We start from the raw sequence: 21394 nt of genomic DNA, 5'->3' as shown, positions 1-21394 counted from the left end.
ACGCACGGCCGCTCCGAAGGCTCATGGCACCGCAGCCCGCAGGGCGGAGGTTATCCAATGAGCATGGAAGCCACCTCGCCTGTGAAGGCCTGGCTGGAGCGCGAGGACTCGCTGCTGCGCGTGCGGCTGGCGCGGCCCAAGGCCAACCTGGTCGACGCCGCCATGATCGCCGCGCTGCGCGACACCCTGGCGCAGTACCGCCGCCACAGCATGCTGCGCGGCGTGGTGCTCGACGCCGAAGGCCCGCACTTCAGTTTCGGGGCCAGCGTGGAAGAACACCTGCCCGAGCGCTGCGCGGCGATGCTGACTTCGCTGCACGCGCTGATCATGGACCTGCTGATGTTTCCCGTGCCGGTGATCGCCGCGGTGCAGGGCCAGTGCCTGGGCGGCGGCCTGGAAGTGGCGCTGGCCTGCGGGCGCATCGTGGCCGCGCCGGGCGCGCAGTTCGGGCAGCCGGAGATCAAGCTCGGGGTGTTCGCGCCCGCGGCCTCGGCCCTGCTGCCCTACCGGTTGAACCAACCGACCGCCGAGGACCTGCTGCTCAGCGGCCGCAGCGTCGGTGCCGAGGAGGCGCTGGCGATCGGGCTGGTGCAGGCCGTTGCCGACGACCCCGTCGCCGCCGCCCTGGCCTGGTTCGACCAGCACCTGTTCGCCAAGAGCGCCGCGGCGCTGTCGTGCGCGCTGGTCGGCGCCCGGGGCGTCATGCAGCGCCAGGTGCCCGAGCGCCTGGCGGAACTCGAGCGGCTCTACCTCGACTGGCTGATGCGCACCCATGACGCGCACGAGGGACTCGCCGCTTTCCTGGCGAAGCGCACGCCAGCCTGGACCCATCAATGAAGGAACGCACATGACCACCGCGACCCCCGTGCAGCGCATCGTCGAGCGCTGCGAGCGCCTGTTCGAAGACCTCGATTTCACGGCCGTGAAGGAATGGAAGGCGGCCGTGCCCGGCCGCAAGGCCATCGGCTACATGCCCGTCTACGTGCCCCGCGAGATCGTCCACGCCGCCGGCTTCCTGCCGGTGGGCATCCTGGGCGGCGGCGACAACCTGGAGGTGATCCAGGGCGACGCCTACTACCAGAGCTACATCTGCCGCATCCCGCGCTCGACGCTGGAGCTGGGGCTGACCGGGCGCCTGGACTGCCTCGACGGCATGATGTTCCCCTCGATCTGCGACGTGATCCGCAACCTGTCGGGCATGTGGCAGATCATGTTCCCGGACAAGTACGTCAAGTACTTCGACGTGCCGCAGAACTATGTCGACAACGTCGGGGGTAACTTCTACGTCCACGAGATGCAGGCGCTGCGCGAGGACCTCGGGAAGATGCGCGGCAAGCCCATCACCGACGAGGAGCTCAACGCCTCCATCCGCGTCTACAACGACAACCGCGCCGCGGTGAGCGAGCTGTACGCGTATCGCGCCCAGAAGCCCTGGCAGGCACCGACCTCCGAGGTCTACCTGCTGCTGCGCGCCGGCATGGTGCTGCCGCCCGAGGAGCACACCAAGCTGATCCGCGAATACCTGGCGGCGACCGACAAGGAGCCGCGCGCACGCCGCGACAACGCCCGGGTCGTGATGACCGGCTCGTTCTGCGAGCAGCCGCCGCTGGCGCTGATCAAGTCGGTGGAGATGTCCGGCTGCTACGTCGTCGACGACGACTTCATGTTGGTCACGCGCTGGCTGCTGAAGGAAGTGCCGGCAGACGGCAACCCGCTGGAGGAACTGTCCAAGGCCTTCCTGCACCACTCGGCCGCGACGGCGGCCAAGTACGACGCCACGCGCGCGGAAAAGGGCGTGTTCCTGGTCAAGCAGGTCCATACCCGCGGCGCCGAGGGCGTGGTGTTCGCCGCCCCCTCGTTCTGCGACCCCGCGCTGCTCGAGCGCCCCATGCTGCAGGACGTGCTGGCCAAGCACAAGATTCCCTATACCGCCTTCAAGTACGCGGAGAACACCGGCCAGATGGCGCCGATCCGCGAGCAGGCCGGCACTTTCGCCGATTCGATCAAGCTTTGGAGTGATGTCGCGAGCGCCGCACGGCCGCCCGAAGGCGCTCCAACCGTAGCGCGCAGCGCGGAGGTTTCCCAATGAACGCCGTAGTTCCCATGCCCGAGAGCCGCAAGGCCAAGCCCGTCGCGATCAAGGATGACGCGATGAACCTGCAGAAGGAGCTGATCAACCGCAATTACCGCGAACTGGCGGAAGCGCGGCAGGCCGGACGCAAGGTGTCGGCGACCTTCGTGCCGGGCAACCTCAACGAACTGCTGATGTGCTTCGACTTCGCGCGCAGCCTGCCCGAGACCAACGCGCTGCAAAACGGTATGCGCAAGAAGTCCGGCAAGTTCATCATGGACGCCGAGCGTGACGGCCACAGCGAGGACGTGTGCACCTACGTCAAGGCCGACCTCGGGATGATGATGGGCGGCGAGATCGGACCGACCGGCGACCCGATGCCGCGGCCCGACGTGCTGCTGCTGTCCTACACCGGCTGCTTCACCTTCATGAAGTGGTTCGAGCTGATCCGGCACAAGTACGACATCCCCACGCTGATGCTGCATGTGCCCTACCAGAGCCAGGGCAAGATCGACCCGAACATGCGCCAGTATGTGGTCAAGCAGCTGAAGGAGACGATCATCCCGGGGCTGGAAAAGATCTCGGGCGTCAAGTTCGACATCGACCGGCTGCGCCAGTACATGAAGGAGTCGGCCAAGGCCGAAGAGGACCTGGTGAGCGTGCTGCAGTCGGCGAAGAAGCGGCCCTCGCCGATCGACGGCTACTTCGGCGCGGTGTACTACATCGGCCCGATCTTCACCGCCTTCCGCGGCACGCCCGAGGCGACCCACTACTACAGCACGCTGCGCGCCGAGATCGAGCAGCGCATCCGCGAAGGCAAGGGCCCGGTCACGCCCGAAGGCGACATGGGCGAGGAGAAGTACCGCCTGATCGTCGAAGGCCCGCCCAACTGGACCAGCTTCCGCGACTTCTGGAAGATGTTCTACGACGAGGGTGCGGTGGTCGTCTCCTCGACCTATTCGAAGGTCGGCGGCCTGTACGACTTCGGGTTCCGCCACGATCCCGACAATCCGCTGGAGTCGCTGGCCGACTACTGCCTGGGCTGCTACACCAACCTGAACCTGCCCTCGCGGATCGACATGATCTGCAAGTACATCGAGGAATACGAGGCCGACGGCCTGCTGATCAACTCGGTCAAGAGCTGCAACAGCTTCTCCGCCGGCCAGTTGCTGATCCTGCGCGAGGTGGAAAAACGCACCGGCAAGCCGGCCGCGTTCATCGAGACCGACCTGGTGGACCCGCGCTACTTCTCCGCGGCCAACGTGAAGAACCGGCTGGAGAGCTATTTCCAGATGGTCAAGCAGAAACGCACGACGGGGATCGGCGCCAACGTCAAGCCCGTCTTCCCGATCGCCCAGGTGTAACAGGAGCCCTCACATGCGTTGTTTCATCGGAATCGATCTCGGCTCGACGACGACCAAGGCGGTGGCCATCGACGAGAACCAGAACGTGATCGGGCGCGGCATCACGAACTCGCGCTCCAACTACGACACGGCGGCCACGGTCGCCAAGACCGAGGCGCTGCTGAATGGGCGCTTCTACCTGTTCCGGCAGGCGCTGTCCAACACGAACGCGCTGAACGGCTCGCTCAACGGCTTCCTGGAGCAGCTGGAGCGCGACTTCCGCTCGGAGCAGTACATCGAGCAGCTCGCCGACCTCGATGAGACCTGCCGGCGCAACCTGCAGACAGCCCATTTCGGCGCGGCCACCGGCCAGGTCGGCGAAGCGCTCGCTGAAGTGTTCCGCCAGTTGCAGCAGGAGGCCCCCTCGCTGTTCGCGCCGGGCGCCAAGCGCAAGAGCGACTTCTTCCGCGACATCGCCGGCAGCCAGTACCTGGCCATCGGCGAAACCGTGGCCAAGGAGAGCGGCACGCGCTACGACTTCTTGCTGAACCTGTTCGACCGCTCCATCATCGAAGTCGAGAACCGCGTGTACGCCGACTCGGTGCGGCGCCACCTGCTGGCGGCGCTGGAGCGCACATTCGCCGCGCTGCCCGAGACGGCGGCGCGCCGGGCCCAGGTGGAGGCGCCGATCAAGGGCGTGCTGGACACCGAGCTGGAGGAGACCTATGTGGTGGGCACCGGCTACGGCCGCGCGCGCCTGCCGTTCTCGAAGGAGCACATCCGCAGCGAGATCCTGTGCCACGGCCTGGGCGCGCACGTGATGTACCCGAAGACGGCCACGGTGCTGGACATCGGCGGCCAGGACACCAAGGCGATCCAGGTGGACCCCAACGGCATCGTCGAGAGCTTCCAGATGAACGACCGCTGCGCCGCCGGCTGCGGCCGCTACCTGGGCTACATCGCCGACGAGATGAACATGGGCCTGCACGAGCTCGGCCCGATGGCGATGAAGTCGACCAAGGCGATCCGCATCAACTCGACCTGCACCGTGTTCGCCGGCGCCGAGCTGCGCGACCGGCTGGCGCTGGGCGACAAGCGTGAGGACATCATGGCCGGCCTGCACCGGGCCATCATCCTGCGTGCGATGTCCATCCTGGCGCGCTCGGGCGGCATCCGCGACCAGTTCACCTTCACCGGCGGCGTGGCCAAGAACGAGGCGGCCGTCAAGGCGCTCACCGAGCTCGTGTTCGAGAACTACGGGCAGCTGCAGATCAACATCGACCCGGATTCCATCTACACCGGGGCGCTCGGGGCGGCGACGTTCGCGCAGCGCGCCGTGATGGACGAAGGCAAGACCGCGGAAGCGAAAGAGGAGGCAACAGCATGAGCACGTATACCATCGGCATCGACGTCGGCTCCGGCGCCGTCAAGAGCACGCTGTTCCGCGTCGAAGAAGACGGCTCGGCGACCTGGCTGGCCAAGTCCTGCGAGCGGATCCGCCGGCGCGACCCGCTCACGCTGGCGCGCGAGGGCATGGAGACCGTGCTGGCGCAGGCCGGCCTGGACCAGGACGACATCGACTACATCGCGACCACGGGCGAAGGCGAGAACGTGAAGTTCGCGACCGGCCACTTCTACTCGATGACGACGCACGCCCGCGGCGGCGTGTTCCTGCAGCCGGGCATCAGCGCCGTGGTGGACGTCGGCGCGCTCAACGGCCGGGCGATCTACGTCGACGAGCGCGGCAAGGTGCTGTCGTACAAGATGACCAGCCAGTGCGCGTCGGGTTCGGGCCAGTTCCTGGAGAACATCGCGCGCTACCTGGGCGTGGCGGTCGAGGAGATCGGCGCGCTGTCCAGGAGTTCGCAGGACCCGGAGAAGGTCAGCTCGATCTGCGCCGTGCTGGCCGAGACCGACGTGATCAACATGGTCAGCCGCGGCATTTCCACGCCCGACATCCTCAAGGGCATCCACCTGTCGATGGCGTCGCGCATCGTGAAGCTGCTGAAGGTGACGGGCATCAAGAGCGGCACCGCGCTGCTGACCGGTGGCCTGGCGCTCGACGCCGGCCTGCTGGCGGCCGTGCAGGAGGAGATGTCGAACGAGAAGGTGTCCGTGCAGGCGAACAGCCATCCGGACTCGATCTACGCCGGCGCCATCGGCGCGGCCCTGTGGGGCGCCTACCGCCACCAGAAGCTGCGCGAGCTGGAAGAGCGGGCGACCGCCTGAACGAGGAAGTGCAAGGAGACGACCATGGCATTGACCATCACCGAAAACTGCACCGCATGCGACGCGTGCCGCCCGGTGTGCCCGAACGAGGCGATCAGCGTCGGCGAGATCGTCTACGTGATCGATCCGCTGCGCTGCACTGAATGCGTCGGCGCCGAGGACGAGCCGCAGTGCAAGCTGGTGTGCCCGGCCGACTGCATCGTGCAGCACCCGGACTTCGTCGAGTCGCCCGAAGAGCTGCAGGCGAAGTACGAGTCGCTGCACGGCTGACCCCGGCGGCGCAGCACTCCCTCTCCCGCTTGCGGGAGAGGGTGGGGGTGAGGGCTTGAGGGCACGACGGCCGCAGCCCCACACCCCGGGCCCTCTCTCCGAGGGGAGAGGGAGCAACCACCGGGCGACTCCTTATCTGCGGGGAACGGAGACCAGACCGAAAAGCACGGCGGCCAGCACGGCGGCGATCACGTTGTGCGCGAGCACGAGGAGGAGCGTGACCTGGCTGCCGAGCAGGGCCAGCCCCAGCGCGGCCTGGACCGCCGCCAGCGGCAGCACCGCGCGGGCAGCGAAGCCACCGGGCCGCCATGCCGCCGCGCCGGCGAGCGCGCTCGCCACCACCGTCGCGACGCCCGAGAGCCGGTGCCCGCTGCACAGGAGGGATTCGCCGCAGCGGCCCGGCCCTTCGGACGCGCTCAATAGGCCGCCCAGTGCCACTTGCAATGCAAGGAGCATCAGCGCTGCGACCAGGAAGTGTCTGGCCTTGCGGGTGGGGGGCGCCCGCCCGTGGCCACCGTCACATGAGAGCGCCAGCCGCCAGGCCAGCGCCAAGGTCGAGAAGCCGCCGAGCAGATTGGCCGCCACGACCGCTGGGACTCGGGGATCGCCCGCCGTGCGACCGAGGATTGCGAGGAACAGACCCAGCAGCAGCATCGCCGCGGCGAGCTGTCCTTGTTCCTTGTACACCGGTGTTCGCGACCACGCCTGCACCAGCAGCACGATCATGAGCAGCACGGCTGCTCCGCCCAGGATTCGATGGGCGATGCGCGCGTGCGCCACCTCCGGCGTGTCCGCTGCCGCAAGCTGCGTTGCGGGAATGAGCTGGCGCTGCGCATGGCATTGCGGCCAGGGCTCGCAGCCGACGCCGGCCCGCGACAGGCGGATGAAGGCGCTCAGGGTGGTGATCGCCAGCAACAGGGCGACGCAGGTCCAGGCGAGCCGGCGCATGAGGGTGAGCCGCGGGTCAGGCGTTTGCATGCGCGCATCCTAGTCGCGGGCGTGACGAAAGGCATCTGCTGCCGAACCAAAACTTGTTTTAGTTCAATGTCCGAGTGCGGCACTCGGGCAAACATGACGGTACGCACAACATCCCGAGGAGCAACCCATGAGCCATGAAGACGACGACGGCCCCGTGCCACTGATGCAGCAGCTGCTGGACAACCCCTTTCTCCTGTTGTTCCTCGGCGTGCTGATCCCGATGCTGGTCTACACGCTGTGGGGCGTGATCGACATCCTGACCATTCCCGTGGGCAAGTAAAGGAGCCGTCTCATGAGCGCCATTCATCCGCCCGCAGAGCGCCTCTGGTGGAAGCATCCGCTGGACCGCGTCGAAGGAACCTGGATCGTCATCGCCTTTGTCTGGTGCATGGTGATGTTCTTCATGATGGTCTACTGGCACGTCTACGGTAAGCAGAACCTGTCGACCGAGACGTACAAGACCACGCCGGACAAGTTCACGGCGAAGGCACAGGCCGTCGTCGACAAGTACACCGTGCGCACCGAGACCGAGCAGAAGGTGCCGGTCGTGGCGCCGCCCGAAGGCAGCGACGTCTACCTGGTCGCGCGCCTGTGGTCCTGGTGGCCCATCCTCGAGCTGGAGAAGGGCAAGACCTACAAGCTGCACCTGACGGCCCTGGACTACAACCACGGCTTCTCGCTGCAGCCGAGCAACCTCAACATCCAGGTGGTGCCTGGCTACGAGCATGTGGTCAAGGTCACGCCGAACCAGTCGGGAACCTTCTCGATCGTGTGCAACGAATACTGCGGCATCAACCACCACACGATGGTGGGCCGCATCTACGTCAAGTAATCCGAGGAGGAACGAGAACATGACTGCCGTCCTTCCCGTCCAGACCGCGTCGCAGACCAGCTACCGCACCTGCCCGCGCACCGGCCTGCAATTCGAAGCGCGCGCCGAGCGCCTGATGATCGTCAACGCCTTCACCGCGGTGGTCGCCCTGCTGGTCGGCGGCCTGCTGGCGATCGGCGTGGTGCTGACCCGCTGGCCCGCCATCCACTGGCTGCCCGCCGACACCTTCTACATGGTGCTCACCGCCCACGGCATCGACATGCTGATCTTCTGGATCATCTTTTTCGAGATCGCGGTGCTGTACTTCGCGTCATCGACGCTATTGCGATGCCGGCTTGCCGCGCCCAACTGGGCCTGGCTGGCGTTCGCGCTGATGCTCATCGGCGCCGTGACCAACAACGTCGCGGTGTTCCAGGGCGGCTCGAGCGTCATGATGACCTCCTACGTGCCGATGATGGCGTCGCCGGCGTTCTACCTGGGCCTGATCCTGTTCGCCGTCGGCGCGCTGATCGCCTGCTTCGTGTTCTTCGGCACGCTGGTCGTGGCCAAGCGCGAGAAGACCTACCAGGGCTCGGTCCCGCTGGTGACCTTCGGCGCCGTCACGGCCGCCATCATCGCGGTCTTCACCATCGCCTCGGGCGCGATCATCCTCATCCCGACCTTCCTGATGTCGGTGGGGCTGGTCAAGGAAGTGGATCCGCTGGTCTACCGCACGATCTGGTGGGCCTTCGGCCACTCGTCGCAGCAGATCAACGTCTCGGCGCACATCGCGCTGTGGTACGCCGCCGCCGCCATCGCCTTCGGCGCCAAGCCGATGAGCGAGCGCGTGAGCCGCGGCGCCTTCCTGCTGTACATCCTGTTCCTGCAGCTGGCGAGCGCGCACCACCTGCTGGCCGACCCCGGCATGTCCACCAGCTGGAAGGTGGTCAACACCAGCTACTTCATGTACTTCGCGGTGCTGGCCTCCATGATCCACGGCCTGACGATCCCCGGCGCGATCGAAGTCGCGCAGCGGCAGAAGGGCTACACGCGCGGCCTGTTCGAGTGGCTGCGCAAGGCGCCCTGGGGCGACCCGACCTTCGCCGGCGTCTTCATCGCGATCATCGGCTTCGGCTTCCTGGGCGGCATCTCGGGCGTGATGATGGGCACGGAACAGCTCAACATGCTGATCCACAACACCATCTACGTGCCGGGCCACTTCCACGCGACCGTCGTCGTCGGCACCACGCTGACCTTCATGGCGATCACCTACTTCCTGATCCCGGCGCTGTTCAAGCGGGAGGTGATGTTCCCGAAGCTCGCCCAGCTGCAGCCCTACCTGTTCGGCTTCTCGATGTACTTCTTCTGCCTGGTGATGATGGGCGCGGGCACGCTGGGCGTTTCGCGCCGCCACTGGGACATGGCCTTCCAGGGCCACGCGCTGGCCTACGAGTGGCCCGGCGCCGCCTACCTGATGATGGGCCTGGTGGGCGTGGCCGGCGTGGTGGCGATCGCGGGCGGCGGCATCTACATCCTGGTGACGGTGGCCTCGCTGCTGTTCGGCAAGAAGCTCGAAGGCGGCAAGGCGACGGCGATCGGCACCCCGGTGCCGAGGACCGCGCCCAGCGTGGCCGCGCAGACCTACGGCTCCGCGGGCTTCGCCGCGCCGGGCACCTTCGTGCTGGCGATGGTGTTCCTGGTGTCCTTCGTGCTGTACTACTTCATCAACTGGAAGTACCTCGGCCAGCTCTGGGGCCTGTCCTGATCGTTGCCGGTCTGCCGCATGGACACCGTAGTCATCCCCTCTAGGTCCCGGGGCGCGGCGCTGGCCCGCGACGTGGTCTCGCTGTTCAAGCTGCGCATCGGCATGCTGATCATGATCACGGCGCTGGTCGGGCTGGCGGTGACGCCGGGCGCGGCCCTCGGCAAGGTGCAGGTGGCAGCGCTGGCACTGTCGGTGCTGATCGCATCGGCGGCCGCGGGCGCCTTCAACCAGTTCGTCGAGTACGAGGCCGACCGGCTGATGCGGCGCACGCGCGGCCGCGCCTTCGCGACCGGCGCGCTGCCGCACCACCCGGCCTGGCTGCTCGTGATGGCGCTGCTGCTGGTGGCCGGCGTGGCGCTCGCCTGGGCCGCGCTCAATGCCGCCGCGGCCGTGTACGTGTTCCTCGGTGCCTTCTTCTACGGCGTGGTCTACACGCTGTGGCTGAAGCGCCGCACGCCCTGGAACATCGTGATCGGCGGGCTGGCCGGCAGCTTCGCGGTGCTCGCCGGCGCCGCCGCCGCCGACCCGTCTCCGCCCGCGGTCGCGTGGGCCTTCGCGCTGATCCTGTTCCTCTGGACGCCGCCGCACTTCTGGAGCCTCGCGATCGCCAATCGCGCGGACTACGAAGCAGCCGGCGTGCCCATGCTGCCCGTCGTCGCCGGCGACGCGAAGGCGGCGCGTACTGTCTTCGGTTGCACCATCAGCTTGGTGCTTGCGTCGGCCGCGCCGCTCATCTTTGGTCAGGGATGGGTGTATGCAGTGGGAGCGGCCGCGGCTGGCGCCTTTTTTATCGGCAAGTCGTGGCGGCTCGCACGTTCACCTTCGCGCGACACGGCCATGGCCGCGTTCTTCGGCTCGCTCGTCCACCTCAGCACCTTGCTCGTCGCCGCCTCGATCGACGCCTGGTTGAGATAGGAGTTTTCGCGTGCGCCGGCTGTTGGCACTGCTTGCCCTGGCCCCCTTGCTCGCCTGTGCGCAGGAGGTCGCCGTGCTGGACGCGGGCGACGCCATGCGCGCGAGCCAGGCGGTACTGGGCCGCACGGTGGCCGACCAGGTGCTGCTGGACCGGGAGGGCCGCGCCGTGCGGCTCGCGTCCTACCGCGGCAAGCCGCTGCTGGTGAGCTTCATCTACACGGGCTGCTTCCAGGTCTGCCCGACCAACACCCGCCAGCTGGACGAGGCGGTCGCGGCGCTGCACGCGCGCTTTGGCGAGGGCGCCTTTCGGGTGGTGAGCATCGGCTTCAACCAGCCGGCCGATTCGCCGCAGGCGATGAAGGCCTTCGCGCTGCAGCACCGGATCGACCGCCCCGACTGGGAGTTCCTCAGCGCCCCCGCGGCGGTCGTGCCCAGGGTCACGGCCGACTTCGGCTTTCGCTACGCCGCCACCACGGGCGGCTTCAGCCATGTACTGCAGGTCTCGCTGCTCGACGGCGACGGGCGCATCGTCCGGCAGGTCTACGGCGACAAGCCCGAGGCGCAGGCGCTGGCGCAGGCGCTCGAGCCCCTGCTGGCCGGCCAGAGCCTGGAGCCTGCCACGCTGGGACCGATCGAGGCCATCGTGGAGCGCATCCGGATCCTGTGCACCGTGTACGACCCCGCCACCGGCACCTACCGCGTCGACTATGCGCTGGCGCTGGAGATCGCGGGCGGCATCACCTTCATTTTCTTCATGGCGCTGTACATGCTCAACGAGTGGTGGACGCGGCGCCGGGAGCGACGTCATGCCACGCGCACTCGCTGAAAAGAAACACTGGAAAGCCTGGGCCGGCCAGGCGGCCGGCTATGGCTTGTTCGCGGCGGTGCTGGGCGTGTTCTCGCACTGGCCACGTTACGAGGCGCTGGCGCCCGATGTCGCGGTCGTCAAGGTGAGCTTCATCCACCACGGCGCGCGCGCGCAGCCCTGCCGCGCCTATACGGCCGAGGAGCTCGCGAAGATGCCGCCCAACATGCGGGCGCCGATGAAGTGCGGGCGCGAGCGGCTGCCGGTGGCGATCGAGGTCGCCATCGACGGCCGGCCCGTCCTGAGCCGGGTGGCGCCGCCTTCGGGCCTGTCGCGCGACGGCGCTTCCTCGGTGTACCACCGCCTCGAGCTGCCGGCGGGCGAGCACCGCATCAGCGTGCGCCTGCGCGACGCGCCGGGCGAAGCCTTCAACCACGTGCGCGAGGCGACGGTGCGCCTGAGCCCCGCGCAGGTCCTGGTCATCGATTTCGATGCCGCCACGGGCGGCATCAAGCTGACATGAGCCTCTCCACCGTTCTCGCCCCGGCGCCGCGTCGCGCCGCACCCGCGCCGGCGCAGCCGCGCGCCCACTATGCCTTTGCCGTGCCGCAGGACGCGCGCCTGGCGCTGGCGCGCGGCTGGCTGTGGCTGGGCATGGCCGCGCTCGTCGGCTCGGGCCTGTTCTCCATCCTGCTGGTGATCTCGCGCACGCCCGGCGTCAACCGCTGGCTGCCGGCGGCCGACTTCTTCCATGTGGCGCTGGTGGCGCACGTCGACCTCTCCGTGCTGGTCTGGTTCGTCGCGATCGCGGGCATGTTGTGGAGCCTCAACTCCGGACCGGCGCGGATGCGCTGCGGCTGGGCGGCGCTGGCGCTCGCCGGGGCCGGCACCGCGGCGATGGCGCTGGCGCCGTTCGCGGGGGCGGGCGAGCCGGTGATGGCCAACTACATCCCGATGCTGACGGCGCCGCTCTTCATCGGCGGGCTGGTGGCCTTCGCGCTGGGCGTGGCGCTGCTGGTGCTGCACACCCTGCTGCATGCGCCGCGCCTGGGCTTCGCCTTCGACGGCAGCGGCGCCCTGCGCTTCGGGCTGAATGCCGCGGCGGTGGCGACGGCGGTCGCCCTGTTCGCCTTCGCCTGGTCGTACGCCGTCGTGCCTTCGTCGCTGGAGGGCAAGGCCTACTACGAGATCCTGTTCTGGGGCGGCGGCCATGTGCTGCAGTTCACCTGGACGCTGTTGATGCTGGCCGGCTGGCTCTGGCTGGCGAGTGCCTGCGGCGCGCAGCTGCCGCTCAGCCCGCGCCTGGCGATCCTGATGTTCGCGCTGGCGCTGGCCAGCGTGTTCGTGACGCCGGTCGCCTACCTCGCCCACGACGTGGGCTCGGTCGAGCATCGCGCGCTGCTCACCTGGGCCATGCGCCTGGGCGGCGGCGTATCCATCCTGCCGGTGGGCCTGGCCGCCATCGTCGGCGTGCTGGGGCTGCGCCGCATCGCCCCGCAGGCCAGGCCGTGGCGTGCCGCGCTGCTGTCTTCGGTGCTGCTGTTCGCCGCCGGCGGCCTGATCGGCATCTTCATCTCGGGCAGCAACGTGCGCATTCCCGCGCATTACCACGGCTGCATCGTCGGCGTCACCCTGGCCTTCATGGGGCTGGTCTACAAGCTGCTGCCGGTGCTCGGCCATGCGGCGCCGCAGGGCAGGCTCGCCACCTGCCAGCCCTGGATCTACGCGGTGGGGCAGCTGATGCACATCGTGGGGCTGGTATGGTCGGGCGGCTACGGCGTGCAGCGCAAGGTGGCGGGCGCCGAACAGGTGCTGCGCAGCACGGCGGAGGTCGCCGGCATGGGGCTGATGGGCGCCGGCGGCGCCGTCGCCATCGTCGGCGGGCTGCTGTTCATCGTGGTGGTGCTGCGCGCGATGCGGGGCAGCCACGCCGCCACGGGCGCGCTGCAGGGGGTGCGTTGATGCGCTGGCTGCAAGGCCTGCTGCAGCGGATGTTCCTGGGCGTCGAGGGGGCGTTCAACACCGCCTTCGGCAATCGGCTCAATCCCTTCTACCACCTGGGGGCGCTCGCCTTCTTCCTGTTCTGGCTGGTCGCCGGCAGCGGGCTTTACCTGTACGTGTTCTTCGAGACGGGCGTCGCCGAGGCGCATGCGTCGGTGGAGTCGCTGACCCACGGCCAGTGGTTCGCCGGGGGCATCCTGCGCAGCCTGCATCGCTATGCCTCGGACGCGATGGTGGTCGCCATGACAGTCCACCTGGTGCGCCACTTCGCCTTCGACCGCTTCCACGGCTACCGCTGGTTCGCCTGGGTCACCGGCGTGGGGCTGATCTGGCTGGTCTTCGCCTCCGGGATCAACGGCTACATGCTGCCCTGGGACCAGCTCGCGCAGTTCGTGGTCACCGCGAGCTTCGAGTGGTTCGACTGGCTGCCCAGTTTTGGCGGCACGCTGATGCGCAACTTCATGTACGCCAGCAGTGTGAGCGACCGCTTCTTCTCGCTGCTGTCCTTCCTGCACATCGGGCTGCCGCTGGCGCTGCTGCTGCTGATGTGGGTGCATGTGCAGCGGGTCCCCAAGGCCAGGACCTCACCGCCCCGGCCGATCGCGCTCGGCACCACAGCGGCGCTGCTGCTGCTCTCGCTGGCGCAGCCGGTGGTCAGCCAGGGCGGACCGGCGGACTTCTCGCGCGCGGTCACGGCCGTGGCGCTGGACTGGTACTACCTCGCGCTGCTGCCCTTGATGGCCTCCTGGCCCCTCGGCGAGGTCTGGGCATTCGCCGCCATCGCGACCCTGGTCCTGGGCTGCATCCCCTGGTGGCCGATGCGCCGCGGCCGGCGCGGGGGAGGACACGAGCTGGTGGTCCATGGCGCGGACGGCGCGGAGGCACGGCTGCAGGTGCGCGCCGACGAGACCGTGCTCGACGCCGGCCTGCGCGAAGGGCTGGCGCTGCCGTACGAATGCCGCAACGGCGCCTGCGGGCTGTGCCTGTGCACCGTCGAGCACGGGCCGGTCGAGCACCGCGCCTACCAGCCCTCGGCGCTGCCGGGCGAGTTGCGCGCGCTGGGCAAGGCGCTGATGTGCTGCGCGGTGCCGGCGGGCGACGTGGTGATCGACGTCGATGCACCGCTGGCGACGGCTGCGGCCGAACAGCCGCAGCACCTCGCGCGCGTGGAGGCGATGGAGCGGCTCGCGCCCGAGGTCATGCGGATCCGGCTGGCCCCGGAAGGCGGCGAGCGCATCCGCTTCGCGGCCGGGCAGTACATCAACATCGTGCTCGAGGACGGGCAGCGGCGGGCGTTCTCGTTCGCCAATGCGCCGCACGAGAACGCGTCCATCGAACTGCACGTGCGCCGCATCCCCGGGGGCCGGTTCACGACGCAGGTGTTCACCCAGATGAGCCAGGGCGACACGGTGCGCTTCGAAGGCCCGTTCGGCCGGTTCACGCTGCGGGAGGGCGAGCGTCCCATTCTGCTGGTCGCCGCCGCGACGGGTTTTGCCCCGGTGAAGAGCATCGTGGAGGACGCGTTCCACCGCGGTATCCAGCGCAGCATCCATGTGTACTGGGGCGTGCGGCGTCCGCAGGACTTCTACATGCTGGACCTGCTGCGGCGCTGGGAGGCCGAGCACCCCAACTTCCATTTTGCTGCCGTCGCTTCGGAGCCCCAGCCCGGGGACGGCTGGCAGGGCCGGACCGGCCTGGTGCACGAGGCGATGCTGGCCGATTTTCCGCAACTGGAGGGCCATGAGGTGTACGTTTGCGGCTCGGTGCGCATGGTCGATGCCGCCGTCGGCGCCTTCCTGGCACGCGGGCTGGACGAGCAATCCTGCTTTTCGGACGCCTTCAGCCCCGCAATGAAGCTAGGGCCTGTTAACGCTATGGGAGGGCTCGCGTGACCCAGGAAACGGGCGCCATCAAGGCGCAAAGCACAGCCGGGGTGGGACCCCGGCGAGCATTTGCAACGCCGAGGGCGCCCGTTTCATGGGTCACCCTTCGGGCCGGTGGCTGGCAGGCCGCAGGGCGTCGTTGCGGCCTCGTTGTGTGCGCGAGCACACGGCCTCGGCCGCGCCTAGCCCTGCAGCCTGCCAGCCACCGGCGCGCGCCCTCTCATAGTGTTAATAGGCCCTAGTTGACCTGTCGCAAATCGACTTCTGCCGTTTGGGCCAAAACTTCAGGCTATCGGCGCCTGTGGGCGCCCAACGGAAGACGCCATGGACAACCAGGTCCGACCCAGCTTCGACCTGCCGCGCTACCTGTCGGCGCTGCCGCTGTTTCATGACGTGGCGCCGGCCGAGCTCATGCGCATCGCCGAGGGCTGCACGATCCGGCGGCTCGCGCGCGGGCAGCACGTGTTCCGCGTCGGCGAGCCTTGCGAGGAGTTTCACGTCACCGTGATCGGCCAGGTGAAGCTGTACGCGCTGTCGGCGGTCGGCCAGGAAAAGGTCATCGAGATCATCGGCCCGCGGGGCAGTTTCGCCGAAGCGCTGATGTTCACCGGCCGCCCCTACATCGTGAATGCCCAGGCCGTGACCGACGCGCTGGTGGTGAGCGTGTCCAAGAAGGCGGTGCTTGGCGAGATCGAGCGCGACCCGCGCTTCTGCCTGCGCATGCTGGCCGGCATGGCGCGCCGGCTGCACGGGCTGGTGCGCGACGTGGAGGACTACACCCTGTGCACCGGCGCGCAGCGCATCATCGGCTATCTGCTGCGCGACGTCGTGGAAGGCGCCGAGCCCCACGGACCGGTCGATGTCTCGCTGCCGGTCAGCAAGGCCACGATCGCCTCCCGCCTGTCGCTCACCCCCGAATATTTCTCGCGCGTGCTGCACGAACTGGAGTCGCAAGGCCTGATCCAGATCGAGCGGCGTGACATCCGGATCCTGGACCCGAAGGCGCTGGCCGCGTACCAGATGCAATAGGAGTCGGAGGAGTCGGGCGAGGCGGCCGAGCCCTGCCATGAGCCAGAAATGAGAGGAGTCCCCGTGAGCCAAATCTATGCCGACAACTCGCAAGCCATTGGGCGCACGCCGCTCGTCAGGCTGTCGAGAGTGACGGACGGCGCCCGCGCCACCGTGCTCGCCAAGATCGAGGGCCGCAATCCCGCGTACTCGGTGAAGTGCCGCATCGGCGCGGCGATGGTCTGGGATGCCGAAAACCGCGGCCTGCTCGGCCCCGGCAAGGAGATCGTGGAGCCCACCAGCGGCAACACGGGCATCGCGCTCGCGTTCGTCGCCGCCGCCCGCGGCATTCCGATCACGCTGACCATGCCCGACACCATGAGCATCGAGCGGCGCAAGCTGCTGCTCGCCTACGGCGCCAGGCTGGTGCTGACCGAGGGCGTCAAGGGCATGAGAGCGGCGATCGCGAAAGCCGAGGAGATCGCCGCGTCGCACCCGAAGTACGTGCTGCTCCAACAATTCAAGAACCCGGCGAATCCGGCGATTCATGAGGCCACCACCGGGCCGGAGATCTGGGCCGACACCGGCGGCGACGTGGACATCTTCGTCTCGGGCGTAGGCACGGGCGGGACCATCACGGGCGTGTCGCGCTATTTCAAGCGCACCCGCCGCAAGCCCATCGTCTCGGTCGCGGTTGAGCCTTCGGCCAGCCCGGTGCTGACCCAGACCCGCAATGGCGAGGAACTCAAGCCGGCGCCGCACAAGCTCCAGGGTCTCGGCGCGGGCTTCGTGCCCGAAGTGCTGGACCTGACCCTGGTCGATGCGATCGAGCAGGTGAGCAACGAGGAGGCCCTGGTCTACGCGCGCCGTCTCGCGCAGGAAGAGGGGATCCTTTCGGGAATCTCCTGCGGCGCCGCGGTGGCCGCGGCGGTGCGCTGGGCGAAGAAGCCGGAGCACGCCGGGAAGACCATCGTCGTGATCCTTCCGGATTCAGGTGAACGCTACCTGAGTTCGGCGCTGTTCGATGGCATGTTCGACGCATCGGGGCAGCCCGTCGGCGGCTGACTGCACCGGGCGCTGAGCGCCGCAGGCTCTTGGCCCACCTCGGGCACCAGTTCGGCGCAATGCTCAGCTCATGGCTGGGAGGCTGGGGCTACGGGCTGGGGCTACGAACACTACGGCCTTGCGTCGGAGGGCGCTTCGGGTACAGGATGTCGACCCTCAATCCAGGCATTGGAGTGCAACATGGGCTTGCTCGATCAAATTCTCGGTGGACTCGCGGGGAACAGCCAAGGGCGTCAACCGATGGGCCAGGCCGCCGGTGGCGGCATGAGCAGTGTGTTGATCGCCCTGCTGCCCGTCGTGCTCGGGATGCTGGCCAATCGGCAGGGCGGCGGGATGGGAGGTGCTGCGTCTTCGCCCTTCGGCGGATCGGGTGAGGCTGGGCCGGGTGGGCTAGGTGGGCTAGGTGGACTGGGCGGGCTGCTTGAGCAGCTGACGCGAACCGGCTATGGTCAACAAGCCAACTCCTGGGTGAGTACCGGCCCCAACGAGCCGCTTCAGCCGCAGGCGTGGTCGGACATCCTGGGGCCGGAAAAGCTGGCGGCGATCGCCAGCCAGGCAGGAGTCAGCGAGGACCAGGCGCGGGCAGGTCTTTCCGAACTGCTTCCCGACATGGTGGATCGCTTGACCCCCGAAGGGCACATGCCGGCCCAGGACCAGTTGCTCGCCAGCATCGACGCATTTGCGCGCCAGGCGTCCAGGTGAGCGTTCGCATCCGGGTTGTCGACTACAGCAACTACAACAACTCCTTGAACCCGTAGCACACCCGGTCCAGCAGCCGGTGGCCGAGCGGTCGGTGTTGCCAGCGCGTCAGCTTGATCTCGCGGGCGCGCGCCGCGTAGTGTTCGAACACGGCGTCCAGCCGCGCCGCCACGGCCGCGTCGAGGATGCCCAGGGTGATCTCGTCGTTGGTTTCGAACGAACGGTCGTCGAAGTTGCTCGAGCCGACGGCGCTCCAGATGCCGTCGATCGTCATGACCTTCTGGTGCAGCAAGGTGTGCTGGTACTCGAACAGGCGCACGCCCGCCTCCAGCAAGCGCTCGAAGTTGTGGTGACCCGCATGCTGCACCATGGGATTGTCCGACCCGCCGGTGGAGGGCATGAGCACGCGCACGTCGACTCCGCGCTGCACCGCCTCGGCCAGCGCCTTGACCGCTTCGCGCTCCGGGATGAAGTAGGGGTTCTGGATCCACAGGCGCCGCTTGGCCAGGCACAGCGCCGCGTGGTGCAGGATCTTCACGGTCGGCGCCGAGCCATCCGGTTTCAGGAAGGCGGCGTGGATTCGCACGTCGCCGGCGGGCGCTTGCGCGGGGAAATAGTCGTTGCCGATGAACATCTCGCCCGTCACCTCACCCCAGTTCTCGCTGAAGGCCGACTGCAGGCTGTGTACGATGGGCCCGCGCACCTGCACGCTCACATCTGCATAGTGCCTGCCGTCCTCGGCATTGCCCAGCCACTCGTCGACGATGCAGTGACCTCCGACGAAGGCTTCGCGGCCGTCGATGACCACCAGCTTGCGGTGGGTGCGGTCATTCATCACGCCCAAGGTCTTGAGGCTTAGGGGATGGAAGATCGCGATGCGGCAACCGGCGGATTCGAGCCGCCGGCGCGCCTCGCGCCCCATCCCTCGGCAGCCGTTGAAATCCAGCGTCAGGCGCACGTTGACGCCGGCCCGGGCGCGATGGCACAGGGCGTCTGCAAGCCGGCCCCCGAGCTTCCCTTCCTTCCACAGGAAAGTCTCGAAGTGCACCGAGTGACGGGCGCTCCCGATGCGATCCAGCAGCACGTCGAAGAATTCGCCGTTCTCCAGCACGGTCACCGAATTGCCCTCGGCGCAGTGGCCCATGGTGAGACCGGCCAGAGACGGCATCAGCTCCTCGATGGGGGAATCGGAGCGCAGGTTGAGCAGCGGGCGCTGGTGCCGGCGCACCGACCAAAGGATCAACAGCATCACGGCGGCGACTCCCGCGCTGATGCCTGCCCACCAGGATGCACTCATGCGCCTAGGCTAATGTCCGGCCCGGCGGTGCCTTGTAGGCGCTGAGCGTTTTCCTTGCCCGGTTTCGTCCCTGGCGCTTGTGGCTCAACCACCTGCATGCGCGCGCGGTCGCCGGCAGCTGCTTCCAGCACGTGCGGGTAAAGTCGGCGCTTCATTCAACAACTTGTCCCAGGAGGTTCAATGCCAACGATCCGCGTCGAATTGATGGAGGGCCGCACGGTCGAGCAGAAGCGGGCGCTCGTTCACGCGCTCACCCAGGCGGTCGTGGAGACGCTCAAGTCGAAGCCCGAGGCGGTCGATGTCCTGCTCTACGACATCAAGCGCCACGACTGGGCGACGGGCGGGGTGCTGTGGTCGGAAAAAGAGTCGGGCTGAGTCAGGCTCCTGCAAAGGCTACGCTATACAAGGTCCGAATGTCTCCCACGCCAATCACTGCAGCGCTCGCCGGGATCTTCTCAGGGCTCGTCGTTCCGCCTCTCTGGTCACGGCTCGGCGAATCGGGCGCGGGCAATATCGGTTGGATCGTGGCCTTCCTGGCTCTGGTTGTGCTGCCGGCCCACGCCTTCGTCGTGGGCTTCGCCCATAGCCGGGAGCCCACTGCCAGAACAGTGGACACGGCGCTGCTCAAGCGCGTTGGCGCATGGTTGGTGGCGACAGCCGCAGCCATCGCAATTGCGGGCTTCTTTCATGCATGAGGCGTTGGGCCGCCTTCACAACCAGCATGGAGGTTTTTGAACGCCATGCGACTCAAGACCAGGCTGACCGAGAAGCTCCGGATCAAGCATCCTGTGCTTCTTGCCCCCATGGGCGTCATGGCGGGCGGCAAGTTGGCTGCAGCCGTGTCGGATGCAGGCGGGCTCGGCATCATCGGCGGCGGCTATGGCGACGCCGATTGGCTCGAGCGCCAGTTCGCCGCGGCGGGAAACGCCCGGGTCGGCTGTGGGTTCATCACCTGGTCAATGGCACGAGACCCCACGCTGCTCGATCAGGTTCTGGCGAAGCGGCCAGCGGCCCTGATGCTGTCCTTCGGTGAGGTCGAACCGCACGCGTCGCGCATCAAGGCTCAAGGCGTGCCGCTGATATGCCAGGTGCAGGGGATGAAGTACCTGCGCGAAGCCGTCGAAGCGGGCGCCGACATCATCGTCGCCGAAGGATGCGAGGCCGGGGGTCACAGCGGCTTGCGAGGCCTGTTCACGCTCGTACCGGAAGCCGCCGACTATCTGTCCAAGCATTCGCCCGACACCGTCCTGGTCGCTGCAGGCGGCGTGGGAGACGGGCGCGGACTTGCTGCGGCGCTGATGCTTGGCGCTGACGGCGTTCTGGTCGGAACGCGTTTGCTGGCGAGCAGGGAGTCGGAGGCGCCGGAAGGATTTCGCCAGGCGATCATCAGCGCCGATGGCGACGCCACGGTGAAGTCGAACTCGGTTGATGTGGTCCGAAAGCGGTACTGGCCCAATCCGGAGTTCGTCGTTCGCGTTCTGAACAACAGCTTTGTCTCCAAATGGCATGGGTGCGAGCGCGACCTGGAAGCAGCGATCGATGTCGAGCATGAACGCTTTTGGACTGCGTTCGCGGCCGGTGACGCCGACCACTCCGGCGTCCTGATGGGAGAAGTCTCCGGAATCATTCACGACGCGCCGCCCGCGGCGCAGATCGTCGAGGATATGGTCGCGCAGGCCTGCCGGCTCTTGGGTTCGCACTCGGGCTGCGTTGTCCGCTGACCGTCAGGCGCCTCAGATGCGGCTGTGGTCCCTGCACCCACGGTATCTCGATCCCCAAGGCCTTGTCGCATTGTGGCGCGAGGCGCTGTTGGCTCGCGCCGTTCTCGGGGGGAGCACTCGCGGCTATCGGAACCATCCACAGCTCGAGCGTTTTCTCGCTCACTCAACGCCGCGCTCCGCGATCAGTTGCTATCTGCAAGGCATTCATGCCGAAGCGATAAGCCGTGGCTACGCATTCGACCGGAGCAAGATCGGACGCGGGCGACTGCAGGAACCGCTTGTCGTCACCGAGGGCCAGGTCCGGTACGAGTGGGAACACCTGTTGGGCAAGTTGGCGGTCCGCAATCCAGCAATGCTGGCGCAGTGGCGCGCCATCAGCGTTCCCGAGTGCCATCCAATGTTCCGAGTGTTGCCGGGTCCGATCGAATCGTGGGAGCGTGTCATCTACGCTGGCGGATGAGTCGGCGCGAGCCGGTACAAATTCAGGAGGAATTTCCCGGCTCTGGTGGGAAAGGATTGCTGGCGCAGAAATT

Annotated in this window: 23 protein-coding genes; 21 read left to right on the top strand and 2 right to left on the bottom strand. The window is 67.7% G+C overall.

What is annotated here, in order from left to right:
- The first annotated feature begins 57 nt into the window (after nt 1-57).
- The 6 genes from UC35_RS05790 to UC35_RS05765 are packed head-to-tail and all read left to right on the top strand — an operon-like array spanning nt 58 to nt 5913.
- Entirely contained in the window at nt 58-837 is a 780-nt protein-coding gene (locus tag UC35_RS05790; protein WP_061497077.1) for a cyclohexa-1,5-dienecarbonyl-CoA hydratase, read from the top strand.
- 10 nt (nt 838-847) lie between these two features.
- Nucleotides 848-2089, top strand: coding sequence for a benzoyl-CoA reductase subunit C (gene bcrC / locus UC35_RS05785; RefSeq protein ID WP_082792718.1), 1242 nt, complete (start codon nt 848-850; stop codon nt 2087-2089).
- Nucleotides 2086-3435 (top strand): benzoyl-CoA reductase subunit B, encoded by a 1350-nt coding sequence (gene bcrB, locus UC35_RS05780; RefSeq protein ID WP_061497076.1) that lies wholly within the window; start codon nt 2086-2088, stop codon nt 3433-3435. The genes bcrC and bcrB overlap by 4 nt, the downstream gene beginning before the upstream one ends.
- 13 nt (nt 3436-3448) lie before the next feature.
- A complete protein-coding gene (bcrA, locus tag UC35_RS05775) occupies nt 3449-4801 on the top strand; it encodes a benzoyl-CoA reductase subunit A (protein WP_061497074.1) in 1353 nt (450 codons plus the stop codon).
- Nucleotides 4798-5643: a benzoyl-CoA reductase subunit D gene (bcrD, locus tag UC35_RS05770; protein WP_061497072.1), complete on the top strand. Its 846-nt coding sequence runs from the start codon at nt 4798-4800 to the stop codon at nt 5641-5643. Before bcrA ends, bcrD begins: the two co-directional genes overlap by 4 nt.
- A gap of 24 nt (nt 5644-5667) precedes the next feature.
- Entirely contained in the window at nt 5668-5913 is a 246-nt protein-coding gene (locus tag UC35_RS05765) for a YfhL family 4Fe-4S dicluster ferredoxin (RefSeq protein WP_061497070.1), read from the top strand.
- Nucleotides 5914-6045: 132 nt separating this feature from the next.
- On the opposite strand, the gene UC35_RS05760 is transcribed toward UC35_RS05765, so the two are convergent.
- Nucleotides 6046-6891, bottom strand: a complete 846-nt coding sequence (locus UC35_RS05760) for a COX15/CtaA family protein (RefSeq protein ID WP_061497068.1) — start codon at nt 6889-6891, stop codon at nt 6046-6048.
- 127 nt (nt 6892-7018) lie between these two features.
- Between UC35_RS05760 and UC35_RS24060 the strand changes: the two genes are divergently transcribed.
- The 11 genes from UC35_RS24060 (at nt 7019) to UC35_RS05710 (ending at nt 17846) form a co-directional block, all read left to right on the top strand.
- Complete coding sequence (locus tag UC35_RS24060) at nt 7019-7171, top strand: hypothetical protein (protein WP_173861250.1); 153 nt, start codon at nt 7019-7021, stop codon at nt 7169-7171.
- Between the two features lie 12 nt (nt 7172-7183).
- Nucleotides 7184-7723 (top strand): cytochrome C oxidase subunit II, encoded by a 540-nt coding sequence (locus UC35_RS05755; protein WP_061497066.1) that lies wholly within the window; start codon nt 7184-7186, stop codon nt 7721-7723.
- A 19-nt stretch (nt 7724-7742) separates the two neighbouring features.
- A complete protein-coding gene (locus UC35_RS05750; RefSeq protein WP_061497064.1) occupies nt 7743-9467 on the top strand; it encodes a cbb3-type cytochrome c oxidase subunit I in 1725 nt (574 codons plus the stop codon).
- A gap of 18 nt (nt 9468-9485) precedes the next feature.
- Nucleotides 9486-10382, top strand: a complete 897-nt coding sequence (gene cyoE, locus UC35_RS05745) for a heme o synthase (protein ID WP_061497062.1) — start codon at nt 9486-9488, stop codon at nt 10380-10382.
- A 10-nt stretch (nt 10383-10392) separates the two neighbouring features.
- Complete coding sequence (locus tag UC35_RS05740) at nt 10393-11208, top strand: SCO family protein (RefSeq protein WP_061497060.1); 816 nt, start codon at nt 10393-10395, stop codon at nt 11206-11208.
- Nucleotides 11189-11710 (top strand): hypothetical protein, encoded by a 522-nt coding sequence (locus tag UC35_RS05735; protein WP_061497058.1) that lies wholly within the window; start codon nt 11189-11191, stop codon nt 11708-11710. The genes UC35_RS05740 and UC35_RS05735 overlap by 20 nt, the downstream gene beginning before the upstream one ends.
- Entirely contained in the window at nt 11707-13149 is a 1443-nt protein-coding gene (locus tag UC35_RS05730; protein ID WP_061497056.1) for a cbb3-type cytochrome c oxidase subunit I, read from the top strand. Before UC35_RS05735 ends, UC35_RS05730 begins: the two co-directional genes overlap by 4 nt.
- On the top strand, nt 13149-15080 hold the full coding sequence (locus UC35_RS05725) for a cytochrome b N-terminal domain-containing protein (protein ID WP_227820455.1): 1932 nt from the start codon (nt 13149-13151) through the stop codon (nt 15078-15080). Before UC35_RS05730 ends, UC35_RS05725 begins: the two co-directional genes overlap by 1 nt.
- Before the next feature lie 315 nt (nt 15081-15395).
- The gene (locus UC35_RS05720) at nt 15396-16100 is read left to right on the top strand and encodes a Crp/Fnr family transcriptional regulator (RefSeq protein WP_061497052.1); all 705 of its coding nucleotides are present in this window, start codon (nt 15396-15398) and stop codon (nt 16098-16100) included.
- 63 nt (nt 16101-16163) lie between these two features.
- Nucleotides 16164-17144, top strand: a complete 981-nt coding sequence (cysK, locus tag UC35_RS05715) for a cysteine synthase A (RefSeq protein ID WP_061497050.1) — start codon at nt 16164-16166, stop codon at nt 17142-17144.
- Nucleotides 17145-17324: 180 nt separating this feature from the next.
- Nucleotides 17325-17846, top strand: coding sequence for a YidB family protein (locus tag UC35_RS05710; RefSeq protein ID WP_061497048.1), 522 nt, complete (start codon nt 17325-17327; stop codon nt 17844-17846).
- Nucleotides 17847-17877: 31 nt separating this feature from the next.
- On the opposite strand, the gene UC35_RS05705 is transcribed toward UC35_RS05710, so the two are convergent.
- Nucleotides 17878-19140 (bottom strand): phospholipase D-like domain-containing protein, encoded by a 1263-nt coding sequence (locus UC35_RS05705; RefSeq protein ID WP_082792716.1) that lies wholly within the window; start codon nt 19138-19140, stop codon nt 17878-17880.
- Between the two features lie 180 nt (nt 19141-19320).
- Here UC35_RS05705 and UC35_RS05700 point away from each other — a divergent pair, with 180 nt between their 5' ends.
- The 4 genes from UC35_RS05700 to UC35_RS05685 are packed head-to-tail and all read left to right on the top strand — an operon-like array spanning nt 19321 to nt 21321.
- Entirely contained in the window at nt 19321-19515 is a 195-nt protein-coding gene (locus tag UC35_RS05700; protein ID WP_061497044.1) for a 4-oxalocrotonate tautomerase, read from the top strand.
- A 38-nt stretch (nt 19516-19553) separates the two neighbouring features.
- Nucleotides 19554-19835 carry a hypothetical protein gene (locus UC35_RS05695; protein ID WP_061497041.1) on the top strand — a complete coding sequence of 94 codons (282 nt, stop codon included), beginning with the start codon at nt 19554-19556 and terminating at the stop codon, nt 19833-19835.
- Between the two features lie 45 nt (nt 19836-19880).
- The gene (locus UC35_RS05690; protein ID WP_061503692.1) at nt 19881-20861 is read left to right on the top strand and encodes an NAD(P)H-dependent flavin oxidoreductase; all 981 of its coding nucleotides are present in this window, start codon (nt 19881-19883) and stop codon (nt 20859-20861) included.
- Nucleotides 20862-20877: 16 nt separating this feature from the next.
- Nucleotides 20878-21321, top strand: coding sequence for a pyrimidine dimer DNA glycosylase/endonuclease V (locus tag UC35_RS05685; RefSeq protein ID WP_061497039.1), 444 nt, complete (start codon nt 20878-20880; stop codon nt 21319-21321).
- The last annotated feature ends 73 nt before the right edge of the window (nt 21322-21394 follow it).

Origin of the sequence: Ramlibacter tataouinensis (assembly GCF_001580455.1) — a bacterium.
GTDB classification, from domain to species: domain Bacteria; phylum Pseudomonadota; class Gammaproteobacteria; order Burkholderiales; family Burkholderiaceae_C; genus Ramlibacter; species Ramlibacter tataouinensis_B.
This window is presented reverse-complemented; position numbering and strand designations above follow the sequence as displayed.